The organism is Biostraticola tofi, from assembly GCF_004343195.1.
GTDB classification, from domain to species: domain Bacteria; phylum Pseudomonadota; class Gammaproteobacteria; order Enterobacterales; family Enterobacteriaceae; genus Biostraticola; species Biostraticola tofi.
Map to the genome: position 1 here is coordinate 23,731 of NZ_SMCR01000015.1, position 21,463 is coordinate 45,193.

Sequence of the window (21,463 nt, forward strand, 5' to 3'; positions counted from 1 at the left end):
TGATAACTTCTGGCAAAAAGGTATCGTTTGCGTGCGCGCCGCATCCGGGGCTCGAGCCGCCGCCCTGATCGGGTTTCCAAGCTTACACCCGCCTGATTGTGGTCTGCGCCGCAACGCTGAATCGGTGAGTTATCGTCTTATCTGGAATAAGAGAGCAAAGATGACACAGCAGACCCCGCTGTATGAAAAGCATATTGCCAGTGGCGCCAAAATGGTGGATTTCCACGGTTGGATGATGCCACTGCACTACGGATCCCAGTTGGAAGAACATCATCAGGTCCGCCGCGATGCCGGCATGTTCGATGTCTCCCACATGACCATCATTGATCTCAAGGGGCCACGTACCCGTGACTTCTTGCGCTATCTGCTGGCGAACGACGTCGCCAGACTGACCCAGCCCGGCAAGGCGCTGTACAGCGGAATGCTTAATGCTTCCGGCGGCGTAATCGATGATTTGATTGTGTACTACCTGGCCGACACCGAATTCCGCCTGGTGGTCAACTCCGCCACGCGTGAAAAAGACGTCGACTGGATAACCCGCCATGCCCAACCTTTCCTGGTCGATATTACCGTTCGCGATGATCTGGCGCTGCTCGCGGTACAGGGGCCTCAGGCCCAGTCGCGCGCCAAGACGCTGTTTAGCGCTGAACAACGGACGGCGGTGGAAGGTATGAAACCTTTCTTCGGCGTCCAGGCAGGGGATCTGTTTATTGCCACTACCGGCTACACCGGCGAAGCAGGCTTTGAAATCGCTCTGCCGGCGAACGCTGCCGCCGATTTCTGGCAGCGGTTGCTGGCTGCCGGCGTCAAGCCCTGTGGCCTGGGGGCGCGGGATACCCTGCGCCTTGAAGCCGGAATGAATCTGTACGGACAGGAAATGGACGAAGGCATCTCTCCTCTGGCGGCCAATATGGGTTGGACCATCAGCTGGCAGCCGGAAGACCGTGACTTTATCGGCCGTGCAGCGCTCGAAGTGCAGCGTAGCGCCGGTAGCGGCGAACAACTGGTCGGTCTGATACTGACTGAGAAGGGGGTACTGCGCCAAGGGTTGCCGGTGCATTTTTCCGATGCAGACGGTAATAGGCATGAAGGCGTTATCACCAGCGGGTCTTTTTCCCCGACGCTTGGATTCAGCATCGGCCTTGCCCGTGTGCCAGCCGGCATCGGCAGCGAAGCGATAGTAACCATCCGTAATCGGCAGATGCCGGTCAAGGTGACCAAACCTGGTTTTGTCCGCGCCGGAAAACCGGTCGCACAATAATTAACTTTGCAATAGGTGAGAATGGCGATGAGCAGCAATGTGCCGACAGAATTGAAATACACCGCGTCCCATGAATGGGTACTGGCCGAAGGCAATGGCGTTTACAGCGTCGGGATTACCGAACATGCCCAGGAACTGCTGGGCGACATGGTATTCCTCGATCTGCCTGAGGTCGGCACTGCCTTCTCCGCCGGTGATGACTGCGCGGTAGCCGAATCTGTTAAGGCCGCTTCCGATATCTACGCGCCGATAAGCGGCGAAATCGTGGCGATAAACGAAGATCTGGACGGCTCGCCTGAACTGGTCAACAGCGCGCCTTACACCGATGGCTGGCTGTTTCGCATTAAAGCAGGCGATGAAACCGAACTCGCTGAACTGCTGGATGCCGAAGGCTACCTGGCCACCCTAGACGAAGAAGATCATTAAAACGGTCTGTCCCGGGCGGTAAAGTCCGGGACGCCGGTCACCCTATATTGTTTCCCATGCCCGATGCAGGAATTGTTGTCAATGACCCAGACTCTCAGCCAGCTTGAACATCATGACGCGTTTACCGAGCGTCATATCGGCCCATCAGCGCAGCAGCAGGCGCATATGCTTTCAGCCGTCGGCGCCGCTACCCTTGATGCGCTAATCGGACAAATCGTCCCCGCCGACATTCAGCTGGCCGAACCGCCTGCAGTGGGTGATGCGGCGACTGAATCCCAGGCCCTGGCAGAGCTGAAGGCCATTGCCGGCCAGAACCAGCGTTTCAGGAATTACATCGGCATGGGTTACAGCGCGGTCATCACGCCACCGGTGATCCTGCGCAATATGCTGGAAAATCCGGGCTGGTACACTGCCTATACCCCTTATCAGCCCGAGGTTTCCCAGGGCCGGCTGGAAGCGCTGCTCAACTTCCAGCAACTGACCCTCGACCTGACCGGGCTTGATATCGCCTCGGCATCCTTGCTGGATGAAGCCACCGCTGCGGCAGAAGCCATGTCCCTGGCCAAGCGCGCCAGCAAGCTCAAGCAGGCCAACCGTTTTTTCGTGGCTGATGATATTCATCCCCAGACGCTGGACGTGGTGCGTACTCGGGCCGGCACCTTTGGTTTTGAATTGATTATCGATAAAGCCGAAAAGGTGCTTGAGCATCGGGACGTCTTCGGCGTGCTGCTGCAACAGGTCGGCACCACCGGCGAGCTCCATGACTACCGTTCCCTGTTTGCCGAGCTCAAGGCCCGCAAAATCATCAGTTGCCTGGCGGCCGACATCATGGCGCTGGTGTGGCTGGCGGCGCCAGGCGAGCAGGGGGCCGATGTGGTATTCGGTTCCTCCCAGCGTTTCGGCGTGCCTATGGGCTACGGCGGCCCTCATGCGGCCTTCTTTGCCGCCCGGGATGAAGTCAAGCGTTCGATGCCTGGCCGCATCATCGGTGTGTCCAAAGACGCCGCCGGCAACACCGCCTTGCGTATGGCCATGCAGACCCGCGAGCAGCATATCCGCCGCGAAAAGGCCAACTCCAATATCTGTACCTCACAGGTGTTGTTGGCCAATATCGCCGGGCTGTATGCGGTATACCATGGTCCGGCCGGCCTTAAACGCATTGCCGGCCGCATTCATCGGCTGACCGCTGTCCTGGCCGCCGGCCTGACAGCGGCTGGACTGAGGCTGCGCCACGCCACCTGGTTCGATACGCTGACCGTCGAGGTCGCCGACAAGGCCGCGGTATTGAACCGGGCTCTGGCCGCGGGCATCAACCTGCGCAGCGATATCCACGGCGCGGTAGGCATGACGCTTGATGAAACCACCGGTCGTGAAGATATCGCCCAGTTGTTCGCCCTCCTTACCGGCAGCGATCAGCCATTGGCTATCGACGACCTGGATGCCGCTGTCCAGCCGATTATTCCGGCTGAACTGCTGCGCCAAAGCCCGATCCTGAGTCACCCGGTGTTTAACCGCTATCATAGCGAAACCGAGATGATGCGCTACATGCACAAGCTGGAGCGCAAAGACCTGGCGCTGAACCAGGCGATGATCCCCTTGGGTTCATGCACCATGAAATTGAACGCCGCGGCCGAGATGATCCCTATTACCTGGCCCGAGTTTGCCGAGCTGCACCCATTCTGCCCGGCCGAACAGGCGGCTGGCTATCAGCAGATGATCAGTCAGCTGTCACGCTGGTTGGTTCAACTGACCGGTTATGACGCGCTTTGCATGCAGCCTAACTCTGGCGCCCAGGGGGAATATGCCGGTCTGCTGGCGATTCGCCGCTATCACGAAAGCCGCAATGATGCTGAGCGCACCATCTGCCTGATTCCGAGTTCCGCCCATGGCACCAACCCGGCTTCCGCCCAGATGGCGGGGATGTCGGTGCTGGTGGTGGCCTGCGATAAAAACGGCAATATTGATCTGCATGATCTGCGTCAGAAGGCCGAGCAGGCAGGGGATAAGCTCTCCTGCATCATGGTGACTTATCCTTCCACCCACGGCGTTTATGAAGAGACCATCCGGGAAGTCTGCCAGATAGTCCATCAGTACGGCGGTCAAGTGTATCTGGACGGGGCCAATATGAATGCTCAGGTGGGAATTACCTCTCCCGGCTATATCGGTGCCGACGTGTCCCACCTGAATCTGCACAAAACGTTTTGTATCCCGCACGGCGGCGGCGGACCGGGCATGGGGCCGATTGGCGTAAAAGCCCATCTGGCACCTTTTGTGCCGGGCCATGCAGTGGTGCAGATCGACGATATCCTGACCCGGCAGGGGGCGGTTTCAGCCGCGCCGTTCGGCAGCGCATCGATCCTGCCGATAAGCTGGATGTACATCCGCATGATGGGAGCCCAGGGCCTGAAACGGGCCAGCCAGGTGGCGATTCTGAATGCCAACTATATCGCCAGCCGTCTGCAGTCGTCTTACCCGGTGCTGTATACCGGGCGCGATGGCCGGGTGGCTCATGAATGTATCCTGGATATTCGTGAGCTTAAGGAGATGAGCGGCATCAGTGAAATGGATATCGCCAAGCGGCTGATTGATTACGGTTTCCATGCCCCGACCATGTCTTTCCCGGTGGCCGGCACCCTGATGGTGGAGCCGACTGAATCCGAAAGCCAGACTGAGCTGGATCGCTTTATCGACGCGATGCTGGCCATCCGGGCGGAAATCCAGCAGGTGGCTAAGGGTGAATGGCCCGCCGAGGATAACCCGCTGGTCAATGCGCCGCATACCCAGGCCGAACTGGCCGGAGAGTGGTCTCATCCATACAGCCGCGAAATTGCCGCATTCCCGGCCGGTTTCGGTGACAAATACTGGCCAACGGTAAAACGGCTGGATGATGTCTACGGCGACCGCAATGTGTTCTGCGCCTGCGTGCCGGTTAGCGATTATCAGTAGCAGAAGGGGGCAGGCTGTCAGTCCGGCTTAGCAGGCATGCCGGGCTGGCAGTGTCATTATCAACACCTGTGCAAGCATATCATCCGGAGGTATTCATCAGGCAGTATTGCTGGCAAGCACTCAGAAATTCATCACTAAAAGTGCTTCAAAGCCACTAAACGGAATGATGTAAAGTACACCCTAATCGCGACGTGATAGTGCCATAGCGAACAACTGCTCAAAGGCGGGCTTATTTCAGCCAGCCGCTCTGGTGAGCCTTGTCCAGGTGGTTTTTCAAGTGATCCCATAGCGCCGGGTAAACATCGGCGATAAACGCATTGCGCGACAGCACCTGTTCCAGGCGGATGCCGTTTTCAACCCAGCTTTGCCCCTGGTTATGCAGGTTCATCAGTACCGGCATCAGGCGGTCAATCATCAAGGCAAATTGAGCTTCGGCGCTTTCGCCGGCTTCGTACTCGTGCCAGAGATGATGAAATTCTTTCCCCTGGGCATCCGGCAGCATGCCGAACAACCTTATCGCCGCCGCTTCTTCTTCGCTGTGTATCGCCTGGCGGGCAACCAAATCGTATACCAGCACATCACCCGCATCTATCTCGACGATATCGTGGATAACGGCCATTTTCAGTACTTTGAATATATCAACCTGGTCACCGGCATAGGGGGCCAATGCCATAACCGCCACCGCGAAATGCCAGCTATGTTCAGCGGTATTTTCCTGGCGATCGGTGCCGAGCACTTTGGTGCGGCGCTGGATGCTTTTCAGCTTGTCGATTTCCATCAGGAATCTTACGACATCGGTTAATTCCCCAAATGCCAGTGCAGGTAATTTCTCGGCCATGTTTCCTCCGCCTAACTCCATTAAAGTGGGCTATTTTAAGCCATCTGCCGCTGCTTTTCGAATGTTTAATCGCCGATGCTTTAAACATAACCGCTCACATTAAATTTAAGCTTACAGATGTACACTGAACCTGGTGCGGGTTAGAGTAGCTGTTGACTGTGCGTTGCAATTTAAGGTTGATAAATTTGAGGAAATTATTTTAATGTCTGACAAACTATTAGCTAACAGTTATACGCTGGCTGAAGAAATCGCTAATAGCATCAGCCACGGTATCGGGGTAGTGCTGGGCATCATCGGCCTGGTGTTGATGCTGGATCAGGCCGGCGAGACCGGCGCAAGTATCACCGCCATTACCAGCTACAGCCTCTATGGCGGCAGCATTATTCTGCTGTATCTGGCATCAACCCTGTACCATGCCATCGGACATCCACCGGCCAAGCGATGGCTGAAAAAACTGGATCACTGCGCTATTTATCTGCTGATCGCCGGCACCTACACGCCGTTTCTGCTGGTGGGCCTGAACTCGCCGCTGGCAAAAGGGCTGATGTGGGTCATTTGGGGGATGGCGCTGCTGGGAGTGGTATTCAAATTGCTGTTTTCCCATCGGTTCAAGGTCCTGTCGCTGATAACCTATGTCGGGATGGGCTGGCTGTCGCTGGTGGTCATCTACCAGCTAGCGCTGCGCCTGCCTGCAGGTGGGATTGCCTTGCTGGCGGCGGGGGGGATTATTTATACCTTGGGCGTGGTGTTCTATGTCTGCGAACGGATACCCTATAATCATGCCATCTGGCACGGCTTTGTGCTTGGCGGCAGTCTGTGCCATTTTCTGTCTATTTATCTGTACGTTTGAGGTGATCCCCGCCATAAAGGCAGGGATCAGGCTGCGTTATGGGCCAAAGCTGCCATAGTGTCAGGCTGCATTCATGAACCAGCCGCCCTGGCACAAGGCTGCATTCAAGGATCAGCCGCCTTGGCACAACGCTGCATTCATGAACCAGCCTGCCATAGTGTCAGGCTGCATTCTCACATCAGCCTGCCTTCAGTCCAGCAGGTAAGGCAGCGGCTGGATAGTCAGCGCGCCGGCTACATCATCCTTGACCCGTAGCCTGCTGCCGGCCTCAAGATCGTTATTGAGTACCGCCTGCAGCCAGACGCGGTCATCGGCCAGCCGGCAGGCGGCCAGGATGGTACCGGTCCGGCGCCAGTTTTCCCCTAACTGCAATTCCAGGTCCTCTCCAGCTTCAGGCAGGCGATGGGCGGTGCCCGCCAGCCAGTAAAGGGCTCGCTTGTTGGCGCCGCGGTACTTTGCCCGGGCCACCATTTCCTGGCCGGCATAGCAGCCTTTGCTAAAGCTTATTCCTTCCAGCGCCTGAAGATTGGTGGCCTGGGGGATGAACTGCACGCTGTTCACGCTGTCGATGACCGGCAGGCCAGCCTCGATGTCCAGCGCCAGCCATTGACGGCTATCGGCCTCGGCAGCCTTACCCGCCAGGGCAGCCTGCAGAGTTTCCAAACGCGCTGGGGTGGTGACCAGTAAAAAACGCTCAGCCGGATGGCTAAAATGGAGCAGGGTGGTGTCCTGCTGCTCGACAACCTGATTAAGCGCATCGGGCAAGGTCTGGAACACTTCCCTCAATGCCTGGCGGGCCTGCTGACCGGCGACGCCAATCAGCAAATGATTATCGTCGGCGGTAAAGGTGATTTTAGAGAAGACGGCATACTTTTTGATTTCAGTAAGCTGCGTCTCTCTGAGCGCCCGGCGTTCAATATAGGCCATAGCGCCCTGGTGATGAAACAGACGCAAGGTACTCCACATTTTGCCTTTGGCGTCGCAATGCGCGGCAATCACATGCTGATGATCGCCGATGGCGGCTACATCGCAGGTAAGCTGGCCCTGGAGATATTTGACCGCTTCCGCACCGCTGGCGGTGACCAGGGCCCAATCATCGAGCGAAATCAACGTCAGGGGAAGTTCGGCTGCGGGCTTGGGTAAACCGCTTTCAATAGCGACGGGTGACGACATGAGGTATTCCTGTGTAGAGGAAAAACAATAACCTAATGGTAAAAGACCCTTCCGGGTTTGCAAGCGGTTATTGTGGTCGTTATGTGTTCATTTGTGCCCTTATCCGTCAAACCCCGCGGCAGAACATGTCGAAATGTGTCCTTTTATATAATAAACCCGAGTAAAACACGGTAAACTGTGCCCCATTCTTTAAGGTTACCGAGTAAAGGATCACTATGGATATCGATAATAAAGCGCGTGTTCACTGGGCCTGCCGCCGCGGAATGCGCGAATTGGATATTTCGATAATGCCTTTTTTCGACCATGACTATGATGGTCTTTGCACCGAAGACAAAAAACTGTTTATCCGCCTGCTGGAGTGCGACGACCCGGATTTGTTCAACTGGCTGATGAACCACGGCGAACCTGCCGATGACGGACTGAAGAAAATGATCAACCTGATACAACAGCGAAATAAAGCCCGTGGCCCTCTGGCGATGTGACCTGCGCGTTTCCTGGCGCAGTCAGATTTTTTCGCTGGCAGCCCACGGCATCCTGCTGTTGCTAATCCTGCTGTCCCCGTGGCCGGAAAACTACGGCCCGCTCTGGCTGACACTGGTGCTGCTGGTGGTATTTGAATGCATCCGCAGTCAGCGGAGCATCATGGCCTGTCGCGGCGAGCTGATATTAACCGGTGAAAGGAGACTCAACTGGCATGGTCAGGAGTGGGGGCTGACCCGTCAGGCCTGGATGCTTAAAGGCGGTATGCTGCTGTCGCTGCGTCAGGTCGATAGCGGCAAGAAACGCCGCCTGTGGCTGGCGGCAGACAGCATGGACAAAGAGGAGTGGCGCAGCCTGCGGCATATCCTGCTAAACCAGCCGACCAGGACCTCAGACCTGGACTGAGCCGCACGGTTTTCATTTCAACCTAGAGCAGTTCCGCCATTTCGGTTAGGATCTGCTCACACCATTGCTGCAGCCTTTCATCACTCAAATCGTACTGGTTGACTTCGTCCAGCGCCAGCCCGACGAAATGCTTACCGTCCGGCGTCACCGCCTTGGGGCTGGTAAATTCATAGCCGGCGGTAGGCCAGTAGCCGATAAACTGCGCTCCGCTGGGTTTGAGCACATCATGCAGATAGCCCAGGGCATCCAGAAACCACTCGCCATAGCCCAACTGATCGCCCATACCGTAGAGGGCAATGATTTTACCTGAGAGGTCCAGCCCGGAAAGGGTCGACCAGACCGCATCCCAATCTTCCTGTATCTCGCCGAAATCCCAGGTAGGAATCCCCAGAATCAGTACGTTATACTGTTCAAATAGCGTGGGGGAGACGTCTTTGATATTGTGCAGCTCAACCCATTCCTCTCCGAGAATATCGCGGATTTTCTCGGCGGCCATTTCGGTATAGCAGGTACTGGATCCATAAAACAAACCGACTTTCATTTTTACTCATACTCTTCCTGGCAACCTGATGACATCAAGTGTACCAGATTTGTCGCTTCATCAGGCATAATGACACTGGCGATAAACCAGAACGGGGAACACATGCAGCAGCAGGATCATGCATTCATAGAGCAATTTCTCGACGCGTTATGGCTTGAGCGCAACCTGGCTGAGAACACGTTATCGGCCTATCGGCAGGATCTTCAGACCCTTGCTGAATGGCTAAAGCGCAACCAGGTTGATTTTATCCATGCCGGGGCTGCGGATTTACAGGCTTTCCTGGCCGAGAGGCTGGATAAAGGCTTCAAGGCCACAAGTTCTGCGCGCCTGCTCAGCGCCATGCGCCGCTTTTTTTTATATCTTTATCGGGAAAAGCAACGGGATGATGATCCTTGCGCCGGCCTGGCTGCGCCTAAACTGCCCCAGCGGCTGCCTAAAGACCTGAGCGAATCCCAGGTAAGCGCCCTGCTGGAAGCCCCCGCCATCGACCAGCCCATTGAACTGCGCGATAAGGCGATGCTTGAACTGCTGTATGCCACCGGACTGCGCGTTTCTGAGCTGGTCGGATTGACCCTGAGCGACGTCAGCCTGCGCCAGGGAGTGGTGAGGGTTATCGGCAAGGGCAATAAGGAGCGGCTGGTCCCCCTCGGCGAGGAGGCGGTGTACTGGATAGAGTATTATCTGGAACACGGCCGCCCGTGGTTGATGAACGGGCAAAGCCTGGATGTGCTGTTCCCCAGTAACCGAAGCCGGCAAATGACCCGACAGACCTTCTGGCATCGTATCAAGCATTATGCGATCCTTGCCGGCATCGACAGCGAGCGTTTATCTCCGCATGTGTTGCGTCATGCTTTTGCGACTCATCTGTTGAATCACGGAGCCGATTTACGTGTGGTACAGCTTTTGCTGGGACACAGCGATCTCTCCACCACGCAAATCTACACCCACGTGGCCACCGAACGACTGAAACTCTTACATCAGCAGCATCATCCCCGCGCATAAACAGCATCGCACTGGCGCGGACTGACGGTGTCTGCAATGACTTTACCCTTACCCGGGCTCAGAAATAAGGATTTTTAAAATGAACAAAACCCTGGTACTGCTCTCTTTCGCTGCGCTGGCATTTTCAAGCCTGACCCATGCCGATGATGCAGCCATTTCTCATTCACTCGACCGACTCGGCGTCCATCATGTCGATATCCAGCCTTCACCCGTGGCCGGTTTGAAAACCGTCCTGACCGACAGCGGTGTGCTGTACGTTTCTGATGACGGACGGCATATCATCCAGGGACCGATGTTCGACGTCGCCGGCAACCATCCGGTCAATACCACCAATCAGTTGCTGGCCAAGCGGCTGAACGCGCTGCAAAACGAGATGATTATCTATAAAGCGCCGCAGGAAAAGCATGTGGTTACCGTCTTCACCGATATCACCTGCGGCTATTGCCACAAGCTTCATGAGCAGATAGACGAATACAATAAACTGGGCATCACCCTTCGCTATCTTGCTTTCCCGCGTCAGGGACTTAATTCTCAGGCGGAAAAAGACATGACCTCAATCTGGTGTACCGCCAATCGGAATCAAGCTTTTGATAAAGCCATGCAGGGCGATGCGATATCTGCCGCCACCTGTAAAACTGACATCAGCAAACATTACACCCTCGGCGTACAGTACGGTATCCAGGGCACACCGGCCATGCTGCTGGAAGACGGCACCCTGATCCCGGGTTATCAGAGTCCGAAAGAACTGTCGGCCATGCTTGCTCAGCAAGCGACGGGTGACGTCACCGGCGACTAAGGAAAGCCGTGAAAATCATAACCGAATTACGCCGCCGACCAGCCGGCGACACGGCTGTTATTGCCGGGGAGATTCATCCGCTGCTGAAACGGCTCTACGCCCAGCGCGGCATAACCAGCCCCGCCGAGCTTGAGCGTAGCGTCAGCGGGTTGCTCAATTACCGTGACCTGAACGGCATTGATGACGCGGTGGCGTTGCTGGTCGGCGCGCTGGCGGATAATCGCCGGCTGATGGTCGTCGGCGACTTTGACGCTGATGGCGCTACCAGTACCTCGCTTATGGTGCTGGCGCTGCGTCAGATGGGGGCGCGGCAGGTCGATTTTCTGGTGCCAAACCGGTTCGAAGATGGCTACGGTCTGAGTCCGGAAGTCGTTGAGCAGGCCGCTGCCCGCGGCGCCCAGATGATCGTCACCGTCGACAACGGCATCTCCTCCCATGCCGGCGTGGATCTGGCGCACCAGAAGGGTATCCCGGTGCTGGTGACCGACCACCATCTGCCTGGCGAAACCCTGCCGGCGGCGGATGCGATTGTTAACCCCAATCTGGTTGGCTGTGAATTTGCATCAAAGTCCCTGGCCGGCGTCGGCGTGGCTTTCTATCTAATGCTGGCCTTGCGGGCAAAGCTATCGGCCAGCGGCTGGTTTGCCGAGCAAGGCCTTCAGCCGCCCAAACTTGCCAATCTGCTCGATCTGGTGGCGCTGGGCACGGTGGCTGATGTGGTCCCGCTGGACGCCAATAACCGTATTCTGGTCCATCAGGGCATCAGCCGTATCCGCGCCGGCTACTGCCGGCCCGGTATCCGCGCGCTGGCCGAAGTGGCAAACCGCGATATTTCGCGCCTGGGTTCCTCAGATCTGGGTTTTGCCCTGGGGCCGCGCCTGAATGCGGCCGGCAGGCTGGATGACATGTCGGTCGGCGTGTCGCTGTTGCTGACCGATAACCAGGCGGAAGCCAGAATGCTGGCCGCTGAACTGGATGCCTTGAACCAGACTCGCCGGGAAATCGAACAGGGTATGGAAGCCGAAGCCCTGGCGCTATGCAGCAGTATGGAGCAAACCCGGGCAGAAATGCCCTATGGCCTGGCTATCTACCATGACCAGTGGCATCAGGGCGTCGTGGGGATTCTGGCCTCGCGCATCAAAGAGCGCTTTCATCGACCGGTTATCGCTTTCGCTCCGGCAGGGGATGGGCTGCTCAAAGGCTCCGGTCGCTCGATTGCCGGGCTGCATATGCGCGATTTGCTGGAGCGGCTGGATACCCTATACCCCGGCATGATGCAAAAATTTGGCGGCCACGCGATGGCAGCCGGACTCACCCTGGAACCAGGCCAGTTCGACCTTTTCAGGCAGCGCTTTGCCAGTCTGGTCAACGAATGGCTGGACCCGTCAATGCTGGACGGGGTTATCTGGTCCGATGGCCAACTCAGCGCCATGGAGTTGTCCCTCGCCACCGCTGAGCTGCTGCGCGAAGGCGGACCTTGGGGGCAGGCATTCCCTGAACCGCTGTTTGACGGCAAATTCAAGGTTTTACAGCAGAAGCTGGTGGGTGAGAAACACCTCAAGCTGATGGTTGAACCCCTGGGCGGTGGGCCGCTGCTGGATGGTATCGCTTTTAATGTCGATACCCGCCTCTGGCCGGATAACAGTATCAACACCGTTGAACTGGCCTATCGGCTGGACGTTAATGAATACCGCGGCAATCGCAATGTGCAATTATTAATCCAGCATCTGTGGCCACAGTAATTGCAAGATACTACAAAGATGACTGCGGATCCGTTAGAATAGCCGGATCATACGCACTCCATCTCTCTTAAGAGCTAACTAATCCATGTTTGAAATTAATCCGGTAAAAAACCGTATTCAGGACCTGTCTGAAAGGACGGCTGTTCTGAGGGGGTATCTTTGACTACGATCTCAAGCAAGAACGCCTTGAAGAAGTAAACGCCGAGCTTGAACAGCCTGATGTCTGGAACGAACCTGAACGCGCTCAGGCGCTGGGCAAGGAACGTTCTTCCCTGGAAGCGATAGTCGATACCATCGATCAGATGACTCAGGGCCTGGATGATGTCGCCGGCCTGCTGGAACTGGCGGTGGAAGAAGACGACGAAGACACCTTCAACGAAACCCAGGCCGAACTGGACCAGCTCGAGAACAAGCTGGGCCAGCTGGAATTCCGCCGCATGTTTGCCGGCGAATACGACAGCGCCGATTGCTACCTGGATATCCAGGCCGGTTCCGGCGGCACTGAAGCGCAGGACTGGGCCAGCATGCTGCTGCGCATGTACCTGCGCTGGGCTGAAGCCAAGGGCTTCAAGACCGAAATCATCGAAGAGTCCGACGGTGAAGTGGCCGGCATCAAGTCAGTTACCATCAAGATCATCGGCGATTACGCTTTTGGCTGGCTGCGTACCGAAACCGGCGTGCATCGCCTGGTGCGTAAAAGCCCGTTTGACTCCGGCGGCCGCCGTCATACCTCTTTCAGCTCGGCGTTTGTTTACCCGGAAGTGGATGATGATATTGATATCGAAATCAACCCGGCCGATCTGCGTATCGACGTCTACCGTGCCTCTGGTGCCGGTGGCCAGCACGTCAACCGGACTGAGTCCGCGGTGCGGATTACCCACTTGCCGACCAATATCGTTACCCAGTGCCAGAATGACCGCTCCCAGCATAAGAACAAAGATCAGGCGATGAAGCAGCTTAAAGCCAAGCTTTATGAATTTGAGATGCAAAAGAAAAACGCCGAGAAACAGGCGCTGGAAGATACCAAATCGGATATCGGCTGGGGCAGCCAGATCCGTTCCTATGTCCTGGACGATTCACGTATCAAAGACTTGCGCACCGGTGTCGAAACCCGTAATACGCAAGCGGTACTGGATGGCGATCTGGATAAATTTATCGAAGCCAGTCTCAAAGCCGGGCTATGAGGAACCAAGATGTCTGAATCACAAACACAGGGTGGTGCCCCTCAGGCGCTGGATTTAAATAACGAACTGAAATCACGGCGCGAAAAACTGGCCCTGCTGCGCCAGCAAGGCATTGCGTTCCCTAATGATTTTCGTCGCGATGCCGTTTCCGACAGGCTGCATGCGGAGTATGGCGATAAAACCAATGAAGAGTTGGAAGCGCTGAATATCGACGTCAGCATTGCCGGCCGCATGATGACCCGCCGCATCATGGGCAAAGCGTCATTTGCTACCCTGCAGGATGTGGGCGGCAAAATCCAGCTGTATGTCGCCCGTGATGATCTGGCAGAAGGCTTGTATAACGACCAGTTCAAGAAATGGGATCTGGGCGATATCCTCGGCGCCAAGGGCAAGCTTTTCAAGACCCGCACCGGCGAACTGTCGGTTCACTGCAGCGAAATCCGCCTGCTGACCAAGGCCATGCGCCCGTTGCCGGACAAATTCCACGGCCTGGCCGATCAGGAAACTCGCTATCGCCAGCGTTACCTGGACCTTATCGCCAATGACGAATCCCGCCACACCTTCGTGATACGCTCACGCATCATGGCTGAAATCCGTCGTTTTATGGTTGATAACGGTTTTATGGAAGTGGAAACGCCGATGATGCAAAGCATCCCCGGCGGCGCGGCGGCCCGTCCGTTCGTCACCCACCATAATGCGCTGGATATCGATATGTTCCTGCGTATCGCGCCGGAACTGTACCTTAAGCGCCTGGTGGTCGGCGGTTTTGAACGGGTGTTTGAAATCAACCGCAATTTCCGCAACGAAGGTATCTCGCCGCGCCATAACCCAGAGTTCACCATGATGGAACTCTATATGGCCTATGCCGATTACCGCGACCTTATCGTCTTGACTGAAGACCTGTTCCGCACCCTGACCGAGCGGGTACTGGGCAGCAGCGTGGTTCAGTATGGCGAGCAGACCTTCGACTTCGGTCAGCCGTTCGCCAAGATGACGATGAGAGAAGCCATTTGCAAATACCGTCCTGAAACGGTCGTCACCGACCTGGACGATGTCCAGCAGGCCAGCGCGCTCGCCAGTTCGTTGGGCATCAAAATCGAAAAGAGCTGGGGCCTGGGGCGTATCCAGACCGAGATTTTCGAAGAGACCGCCGAGAGCCAGCTGATTCAGCCGACCTTTATCATTGAATACCCGGCTGAAGTGTCACCGCTGGCGCGCCGCAACGACGATAATCCGTTTATTACCGATCGTTTCGAGTTCTTTATCGGTGGCCGTGAAATCGGCAACGGCTTCTCTGAGCTGAATGACGCTGAAGACCAGGCCCAGCGCTTTGCTGACCAGGTTGCGGCCAAAGACGCCGGTGACGACGAAGCCATGTTTTATGACGAAGACTATGTCACCGCCCTGGAACACGGCCTGCCGCCGACCGCCGGCCTGGGTATCGGTATCGACCGGATGATTATGCTGTTCACCAATAGCCATACCATCCGCGACGTTATCCTGTTCCCGGCCCTGCGTCCGCAGAAATAATCGCGTTGACGGTGCCTCGCTGTCGTCTGGTCGTGACGGCACAGAGGTAAACAACGGCATAAAGGCCGCTCGGTACAGTGACCAGGCGGCCTTTTTTATCGCCTGAATATAAGGATTGTGCTCAAAACTCAGGCAGTTAGTGGTATAGCCCTTGCCAGCAGACGGCAGAGGGTTATAATGCCAGTCGCACTTCCCCTGCGGGTGTAGTTCAATGGTAGAACGGCAGCTTCCCAAGCTGCATACGAGGGTTCGATTCCCTTCACCCGCTCCAATCTCCTGATAAATCAACGAGTTACGATTTATCAGTTAGTTACGTTGCCCGGATACTCTCGGTACAACTTAAACTACCCATTGAACTACACCCGCACCTGTCGCGTGATTGGTCTGTGGTTTATGGGAGCATATCATCACGCTGGCAGTCGTTCCACGTTCTTACTGCGATAACACAACAAGAACAAAAAGCCATCACCAAGCAGTCACCACCACGACAAACTCCCTAAACTTTTAACCGTTCCACACTTAGCGCGGTGTCCCATTCCTGCCTGTCGTGATGACATTGCAGTGGATAAACGAGCAAATGTTGGAAAGCCTAACCAGATCGGGAAAGGATCTGGCTCTGCCGTGGTGTTCACCGAGCCATAAATGATCGGTACTCGATAAGAGAGCGGTTAACTGACAAACCCTTAATGTTACGCCTACGGCACTTTATGTTGGTATACCCAACACGGCGCTTTATGGTGCCTATTGCTTTGAAAACCAAAAATTGGCTGAGTTCTGATATCAATGAAAGTTTTTGATATAATTTCGAGCAATCCAATCGACTCATTAAGGAAGTAAAAATGGCTGATCCAGCTTCTCTTGCTGCTATCTCAGGTACTCTTGAGCTTGTTAACAAATCGGTTGATTTAGTCCGTAATCTACGCAAAAAAGGAGATGATGAGCTTACGGCTGCTGAAATGCGGAATACTTTGATTGACCTGCTTGACGACCTTGTAGAGGTCAAAAGTGAATTTGTTAGTCTTAAAGCGGTTTTATTAAGTAAGGACGAAGAGATACAAGATCTCAAAGATAAGTTACAAGGTAAGAACGAGCTAAAATATGATGGGCTTCTGTATTGGAAAGAAGGAGATACAACTGCTTTTTGCCCGATATGTTATGAGAATGAAGGCAAAGTGATACATTTAAATTATTGGGCTGGCAGCAATATGTATCCCCCGAACTGGACATGTAAAGTATGTAAAAATGGATTTAGTTTGAAAAGGTAATACTGCCTGTTAGATGCAACTTTGGGTTGCTCATAGTGATGTGTCCCGTATAATTAGCTAAGTGAGTGCTCCAATATTTCATATCAGTGTAAAACTTCGACCAGAGATGATAACTTTGGGAAAATAATTGCTGATGTATTCCAAAACATGCGAATCTCGGCTTTTAGGTTAATTTATTTATGTATAAGTGGGGGTGCTATGGGAAGCGAGTTTACTTCAGGGCTTATAGGTGCAATTATCGGTGGCTTGTTCACATTGTGGGGTACTGTAATTGATGGCAGGCGACAAGAAAGGAATTATGAAAATGATTCGAAAGAAAAAAGACGTAATGTTCTGATCGGGGTGAAAACAGAAATTATAACGATCTTGGAAGTTTACCAGTCCAGAATAGCAAAACACCTGGATGAATATGATGGCAGTGGACCATTTAACTTAATATTTCCTATTACTCAAAATAATTTCTCCTTCTATGAAAGTAATGCTTTTTATCTAACCACAGTTAAAGAAGAAACTTTAAGATCTGTAGTAGCGTTTTATAGCAGCGCCCGTAGTTTGGTAGACTCTTTTAAATATAACAATCAGATCATTGAAAATATTATCAAGAAAAATGCTTTATATAATGAGACTAAACTCGATGCTCACCTATCGGACTTGGAAGATACTCTTGCCATTGCAACTGATTATGGAAATGGGCTGAAATTTATTCACAATGAAGCTATGGAGAAAGTGGAGGTTTGCCTTTCATCAATCAACGTCGAATTAGTTGAGTTGAATTCATTAGAGAAAACAACCCTCTTCGGTAGGATTTTTAAAGTACTATCTTTTAGAAAATGAGTGAATTCCGTGTGGTTTGTGATCAACAGTAACATTAAATAGTTATTTAAGGTGGAAGACATCATGAAAAACGGACTGTATGCAGTTAATTTTAGAAGCAACAATCAAGATTATGGTTCCGGGATTGTGTCAGTCAACAACGATGCTGTTAACGGGGGAGATTTTGGGTTTTATTACCAAGGAAAATTTTCAGGTAACCAGATAAAACTAAGCGTACGACAGTTTAATTCCAATGCTCAATCTGTGTTCGGTCCCCTCAATAACTTTCACCTTATCCTTTCAATTAGTGATGAAGGTAATAATGGCTATCTACTTGAAGGTCATGTTGCAGAAAATGCCAGTTTTAGGTTGCAAGTTACAGCGAAAAAAGTAGCAGATCTAACGTGTTAAGGCTTTTTAAGGGAGGGGGATCCCCCTCCTGTTTACTACAATGTTTTCTTAAATATTCCCTTTTTTTTGTTCACGTTCCCTTAAAAACTCTCGATAACGCTCCTCGCTCAACCTTAAATCTTCGTTTCTATCATCTTGGCTGTAAACGTCCGATTTTATTTTCTTATTCCCTTGCGATACAGGTCTCCAGTCTTCCCTTAGTTTTTTCATTTGTTCAGCTATTTGCGTCATTGGATTTCTTGCTCCTAAATAACTGACTCCCTCAAATGATGCCATATCATAAGAGTATTCATTCTTTTCTCTTTCAGAAGAACCAGGATGTTTCGACCAACTTATACTGACTAAATAAACTTGATCTTTAATTTGTTCATATTTGCAAAGACTGCTGTTGAGTGAATGCCCATTTTTTAAAACGCTGACATTGCTAAACGGTATATCTCTATTTATTCTGTGTTCCGCATTAACAAGAGGAGGATCAAATAAAACTTCAATATTGTAGGCCGGAGCATTTCCTGTGTTAGCTATATTAATATCAAAGTAAAAAGCGACCCAAGGATTTGGTTCAAGTGTTACAACCACATGAGGTTGTGCTGAGGCGTCTACCATCCTTTTAGTCTCGTCAGCCAAGAGCCTTGTTACTCTCCATAAAAAGAAAGTTGCAACTGCTGTAAGTAGCGCTGCAAAAGCAGAGATAAGTATACCTATCGTATCTATGTGTTTTGTGATGAACTCGATCATTAGTTACCTTCAAAATACTTTGTGAATAGCAGCTCGGAGAATGATAGTTTTTAATGGGAATTATTCCTATCTTTGGTTACAACTATGGTCTTTTTAATCTGATTTTGGCAACTTCATTTCTGCTGTCTTGGTTTTAGTCAGATTATAAACAAATTAATAATCCATGGGGTATGCATGGCACAACATTTACGTAATGAAAGCCACTTTCCCTTTCCAATACACATCGATTGATGGAAATATCCTAATCGCTATATATCTGATCTGTCAGGCGTTGGCTCCCGGCCTATCGTAAAAATCGCCGATCATTTGAAAATATCTATGTGGTCAGGCCATAGAGAACCGTTCTCGATTTCTACCCAGATTCTTAGGATGATATCTCCCCCTACACCAAATGGTAACAAGTGCAGTGCAACACCAGCGGCACAACAGCCATGCGTCACGGTCTTAAAAGGACTTCCTTTTGAGACATTTTTACTTAACGAAAGAATGCGCCTTGAGGTTGTCTTAAAAGGTTGATTTTGTATTTTGAGAATACTATATTAATGAGACTTACTTTTGAGACAATGAGCTATCATGACATCAATCATCGGATATGTGCGTGTGTCCACCAACGAACAGACAGTAGAGAACCAAAAGCAACAGATCGCTGATGCAGGTTACCAGGTTAGCAAGTGGTACTGCGATGAAGCCACAAGCGGAAGTGTGAAGGCGGCAGAGCGTAAAGGATTCGGTGATCTTCTGGCTTATGTTCGCGAAGGCGATACGTTGATTGTGGTTGGTATAGACCGCTTAGGCCGTAACACCATTGATGTGCTTTCCACTGTGGAGGCTCTCCAGTCCAAAGGCGTGAAGATTATCAGTTTGCGTGAAGGGTTCGACCTGTCCACCCCCGTTGGTAAAGCGATGCTAACCATGATGGCTGGATTGGCTGCATTAGAAAAAGATTTGATCGCAGAGCGTAGAACCGCTGGTATTAAACGTGCCCAGGATGACGGCATCCATTGCGGTAGGCCTAATAAGGCAACCGTTGAAGATGTGCAAGTGCTGCTCGAAAAAGGCATGACCATTAAAGAAGTGATGGCGGAATTGTCAATCAGTCGAGCTACCTTCTACCGTCTAAAACCTGCTGCCTAAACCTGAAATACACAACGATTTTACTTTGTCTCTCTGACCTCGCTCCGGCGGGGTTTTTTATTGCCTGAAATCCTCAGAGCCGCCACCATCCGACAAGCCCTTTCACGCTTTACCAGATGCATACCACGACGTTTTCCCTTTCGACCTGAGTCACGATAACCACAATCACAGCGCCCTCCAGAGCGCGTCCCGCGTGCCTGAAAATCGGGCTGAAAAGCGAGGCGATTCTCATCGTTTCAGTTTTTTGGCGAAGAATTATTTTTTTCAGAGAAATGGGGCGTATTGAATGGATTCGGTTTAGCACCGCCTTGAAGGGGCAAGCTACGATATCAGCAGACAAATTTAACGAACATGCGCCCCGGCTGGCTCTCAGGCCCCTCCACATGTACCACACACCATAGATGTGATCGCCACTTGACCACACACACGCGGAGAGTGTCCCTGTCTGGCCCGGATGGGGCGAGATATCGGGGACTTATTTGCATTTGTTTATTATTATCAGGCTATTTATTTTGAGAAAAGATCGCCTGAGGTCCGACAGCACATCGTGCGTCTGTTTCTACATCACCAGCGGATGCGCCACCAACACGACGACGTTTTGACTCGGCGGCAATTCTGACTTGCCAGATTTCAGCATTACTGGGGTCGGAACGACATGCCCCTTGAACTTTGTAAGGTCGCCAGACGACCATATAACTATTTGTAAGGTCGCCAGACGACCATAGAAATGCGTTTGTAAGGTCGCCAGACGACCACCAATAAGCACGTAAAGTAAAATAAGATCATAACTCCCTAATAAGATCTTTTCCCATCTACTTCCCTGGCCGGGAAGAGAACGCAACGGCTCAACAACAGGTCAACATCCACACCTCTTTAGATTGCCATTGTGATGGCTATCTTTCTTTCTGACCTTGTTCAGTCGCAGCCGCTCCACGCTTCGCGATATCCATCGCCCATGCGGTGCCCGGCTAATCTCTCCCTGACCGGGAGAGGCCAGCCACCTTTTGGGCAGCAAGGGCGACAGCCCGCGCAGTAATTTGGAAACACTGTCACGAGACCGTAGGTCGAGAGTCAAGCGGGCGCGAGGGTGTGGGTTGGGGGTGACGAGCAAGACTCGTGCCAACTATACGTAACACTATCAAATCCTTAACGAGAGGGGCCTGGGCGACGCTGTAACACCTCGTGTAATACGATAGTAGCGGATAGACATCAGGACGTAGCAGTTCGCGATACAGAGCGTTTTAGCGTTAATTAAAAAGCGCTTGACATTGAAATCACACGTGTGTCATATTAAAATAGCGAAATCAATGCATGCCTTTGTTGTACTTGCTATTCGCATGCATTGCTGATACAATGGTTATTAACAAATAAGGTGCATTGCCGCCCGGTGATGGCTCCTGACTAAATGGGTTACACGAAGAACCTCCGAGAAAAATTTTAATAACTCAACGGAGAACCCAAATGAACAAACCGAAATCCCAACGCATCACCCCTGCCACTATGACTGGCGAGCAAATCGCAGATGCGATCCTTTACGGCACGTACACCAAAACCGCGCTCTGGTCTTTCATTAGCCGAAGTGGTGGTGCTGACGCTGCACACGCGAAGTTCCCGCAGATTGTCGTTGCACTTCATATCCTGAAACAGGAAAAGAAGAAGGCAAAGAGCGCCCGTGCAGTCAAGACGATCCTCAAGCCGCTATCCAGGCAGTTTGCTGACGGTCAGTCACTGACTGAGATATTAGCCCCGGTGCTCCAGAGCTATCGCCGCCTATACCGTGAAAAACTCAATCTGGATATGACGCCCGAGCAGGTGATCATGTTCCTGGTTGCCACCCACGGTGTGGAGAACCTGGAACAACACGGTAAAAGCGTTGCGGTCAACTTCCTGACAGCTACGACAGTGTGACCCATCCGGCGCAATGCCGA

At 52.7% G+C, this 21,463-nt stretch carries 20 protein-coding genes and 1 tRNA gene; 17 read left to right on the top strand and 4 right to left on the bottom strand.

Features of this window, described 5'->3' with window-relative positions; genetic code table 11:
- Window positions 1-160: 160 nt before the first annotated feature.
- From gcvT to gcvP, 3 genes are all read left to right on the top strand, one after another.
- On the top strand, window positions 161-1,261 hold the full coding sequence (gene gcvT / locus EDC52_RS18685; protein WP_131867704.1) for a glycine cleavage system aminomethyltransferase GcvT: 1,101 nt from the start codon (window positions 161-163) through the stop codon (window positions 1,259-1,261).
- A 27-nt stretch (window positions 1,262-1,288) separates the two neighbouring features.
- On the top strand, window positions 1,289-1,687 hold the full coding sequence (gene gcvH, locus EDC52_RS18690; protein WP_131867706.1) for a glycine cleavage system protein GcvH: 399 nt from the start codon (window positions 1,289-1,291) through the stop codon (window positions 1,685-1,687).
- A gap of 81 nt (window positions 1,688-1,768) precedes the next feature.
- Window positions 1,769-4,633: an aminomethyl-transferring glycine dehydrogenase gene (gene gcvP, locus EDC52_RS18695; protein ID WP_131867708.1), complete on the top strand. Its 2,865-nt coding sequence runs from the start codon at window positions 1,769-1,771 to the stop codon at window positions 4,631-4,633.
- Between the two features lie 229 nt (window positions 4,634-4,862).
- On the opposite strand, the gene EDC52_RS18700 is transcribed toward gcvP, so the two are convergent.
- Window positions 4,863-5,471, bottom strand: a complete 609-nt coding sequence (locus EDC52_RS18700; RefSeq protein ID WP_131867710.1) for an HD domain-containing protein — start codon at window positions 5,469-5,471, stop codon at window positions 4,863-4,865.
- 202 nt (window positions 5,472-5,673) lie between these two features.
- On the opposite strand from EDC52_RS18700, the gene trhA reads away from it, so the two are divergent.
- Window positions 5,674-6,321, top strand: coding sequence for a PAQR family membrane homeostasis protein TrhA (gene trhA / locus EDC52_RS18705; RefSeq protein ID WP_131867712.1), 648 nt, complete (start codon window positions 5,674-5,676; stop codon window positions 6,319-6,321).
- Between the two features lie 189 nt (window positions 6,322-6,510).
- Here trhA and ygfZ read toward each other — a convergent pair whose 3' ends face one another.
- Window positions 6,511-7,494 (bottom strand): tRNA-modifying protein YgfZ, encoded by a 984-nt coding sequence (gene ygfZ / locus EDC52_RS18710; protein WP_131867714.1) that lies wholly within the window; start codon window positions 7,492-7,494, stop codon window positions 6,511-6,513.
- A 215-nt stretch (window positions 7,495-7,709) separates the two neighbouring features.
- Between ygfZ and sdhE the strand changes: the two genes are divergently transcribed.
- Both sdhE and EDC52_RS18720 read left to right on the top strand, forming a co-directional pair.
- The gene (gene sdhE / locus EDC52_RS18715) at window positions 7,710-7,976 is read left to right on the top strand and encodes an FAD assembly factor SdhE (RefSeq protein WP_131867716.1); all 267 of its coding nucleotides are present in this window, start codon (window positions 7,710-7,712) and stop codon (window positions 7,974-7,976) included.
- Window positions 7,957-8,379 carry a protein YgfX gene (locus EDC52_RS18720; protein WP_131867718.1) on the top strand — a complete coding sequence of 141 codons (423 nt, stop codon included), beginning with the start codon at window positions 7,957-7,959 and terminating at the stop codon, window positions 8,377-8,379. Before sdhE ends, EDC52_RS18720 begins: the two co-directional genes overlap by 20 nt.
- Before the next feature lie 22 nt (window positions 8,380-8,401).
- On the opposite strand, the gene fldB is transcribed toward EDC52_RS18720, so the two are convergent.
- Window positions 8,402-8,920, bottom strand: coding sequence for a flavodoxin FldB (gene fldB, locus EDC52_RS18725; RefSeq protein ID WP_131867720.1), 519 nt, complete (start codon window positions 8,918-8,920; stop codon window positions 8,402-8,404).
- A 102-nt stretch (window positions 8,921-9,022) separates the two neighbouring features.
- Between fldB and xerD the strand changes: the two genes are divergently transcribed.
- From xerD to EDC52_RS18770, 9 genes are all read left to right on the top strand, one after another.
- Window positions 9,023-9,922 (top strand): site-specific tyrosine recombinase XerD, encoded by a 900-nt coding sequence (gene xerD / locus EDC52_RS18730; RefSeq protein WP_131867760.1) that lies wholly within the window; start codon window positions 9,023-9,025, stop codon window positions 9,920-9,922.
- A 79-nt stretch (window positions 9,923-10,001) separates the two neighbouring features.
- Complete coding sequence (gene dsbC, locus EDC52_RS18735) at window positions 10,002-10,718, top strand: bifunctional protein-disulfide isomerase/oxidoreductase DsbC (protein WP_131867722.1); 717 nt, start codon at window positions 10,002-10,004, stop codon at window positions 10,716-10,718.
- Between the two features lie 8 nt (window positions 10,719-10,726).
- On the top strand, window positions 10,727-12,460 hold the full coding sequence (recJ, locus tag EDC52_RS18740) for a single-stranded-DNA-specific exonuclease RecJ (RefSeq protein ID WP_131867724.1): 1,734 nt from the start codon (window positions 10,727-10,729) through the stop codon (window positions 12,458-12,460).
- 85 nt (window positions 12,461-12,545) lie between these two features.
- Window positions 12,546-13,644 (top strand): peptide chain release factor 2 gene (gene prfB / locus EDC52_RS18745; RefSeq protein WP_131867726.1). Its coding sequence is split into 2 segments (ribosomal slippage): window positions 12,546-12,620 and window positions 12,622-13,644, totalling 1,098 coding nucleotides; the frame shifts between segments, so codons are not numbered across the junction.
- A gap of 9 nt (window positions 13,645-13,653) precedes the next feature.
- Entirely contained in the window at window positions 13,654-15,174 is a 1,521-nt protein-coding gene (gene lysS, locus EDC52_RS18750) for a lysine--tRNA ligase (RefSeq protein WP_131867728.1), read from the top strand.
- Between the two features lie 197 nt (window positions 15,175-15,371).
- A tRNA-Gly gene (locus tag EDC52_RS18755) sits at window positions 15,372-15,445 on the top strand.
- A gap of 568 nt (window positions 15,446-16,013) precedes the next feature.
- Window positions 16,014-16,439, top strand: a complete 426-nt coding sequence (locus EDC52_RS18760; RefSeq protein WP_131867730.1) for an RING finger protein — start codon at window positions 16,014-16,016, stop codon at window positions 16,437-16,439.
- Window positions 16,440-16,637: 198 nt separating this feature from the next.
- Entirely contained in the window at window positions 16,638-17,273 is a 636-nt protein-coding gene (locus EDC52_RS18765; protein ID WP_131867732.1) for a hypothetical protein, read from the top strand.
- A 63-nt stretch (window positions 17,274-17,336) separates the two neighbouring features.
- Window positions 17,337-17,663 (top strand): GrlR family regulatory protein, encoded by a 327-nt coding sequence (locus tag EDC52_RS18770; RefSeq protein WP_131867734.1) that lies wholly within the window; start codon window positions 17,337-17,339, stop codon window positions 17,661-17,663.
- A 48-nt stretch (window positions 17,664-17,711) separates the two neighbouring features.
- On the opposite strand, the gene EDC52_RS18775 is transcribed toward EDC52_RS18770, so the two are convergent.
- Entirely contained in the window at window positions 17,712-18,401 is a 690-nt protein-coding gene (locus EDC52_RS18775; protein ID WP_131867736.1) for a hypothetical protein, read from the bottom strand.
- Window positions 18,402-18,974: 573 nt separating this feature from the next.
- Here EDC52_RS18775 and EDC52_RS18780 point away from each other — a divergent pair.
- Both EDC52_RS18780 and EDC52_RS18785 read left to right on the top strand, forming a co-directional pair.
- Window positions 18,975-19,535, top strand: a complete 561-nt coding sequence (locus tag EDC52_RS18780; RefSeq protein WP_131867738.1) for a recombinase family protein — start codon at window positions 18,975-18,977, stop codon at window positions 19,533-19,535.
- 1,461 nt (window positions 19,536-20,996) lie between these two features.
- The gene (locus EDC52_RS18785) at window positions 20,997-21,443 is read left to right on the top strand and encodes a hypothetical protein (RefSeq protein ID WP_131867740.1); all 447 of its coding nucleotides are present in this window, start codon (window positions 20,997-20,999) and stop codon (window positions 21,441-21,443) included.
- The last annotated feature ends 20 nt before the right edge of the window (window positions 21,444-21,463 follow it).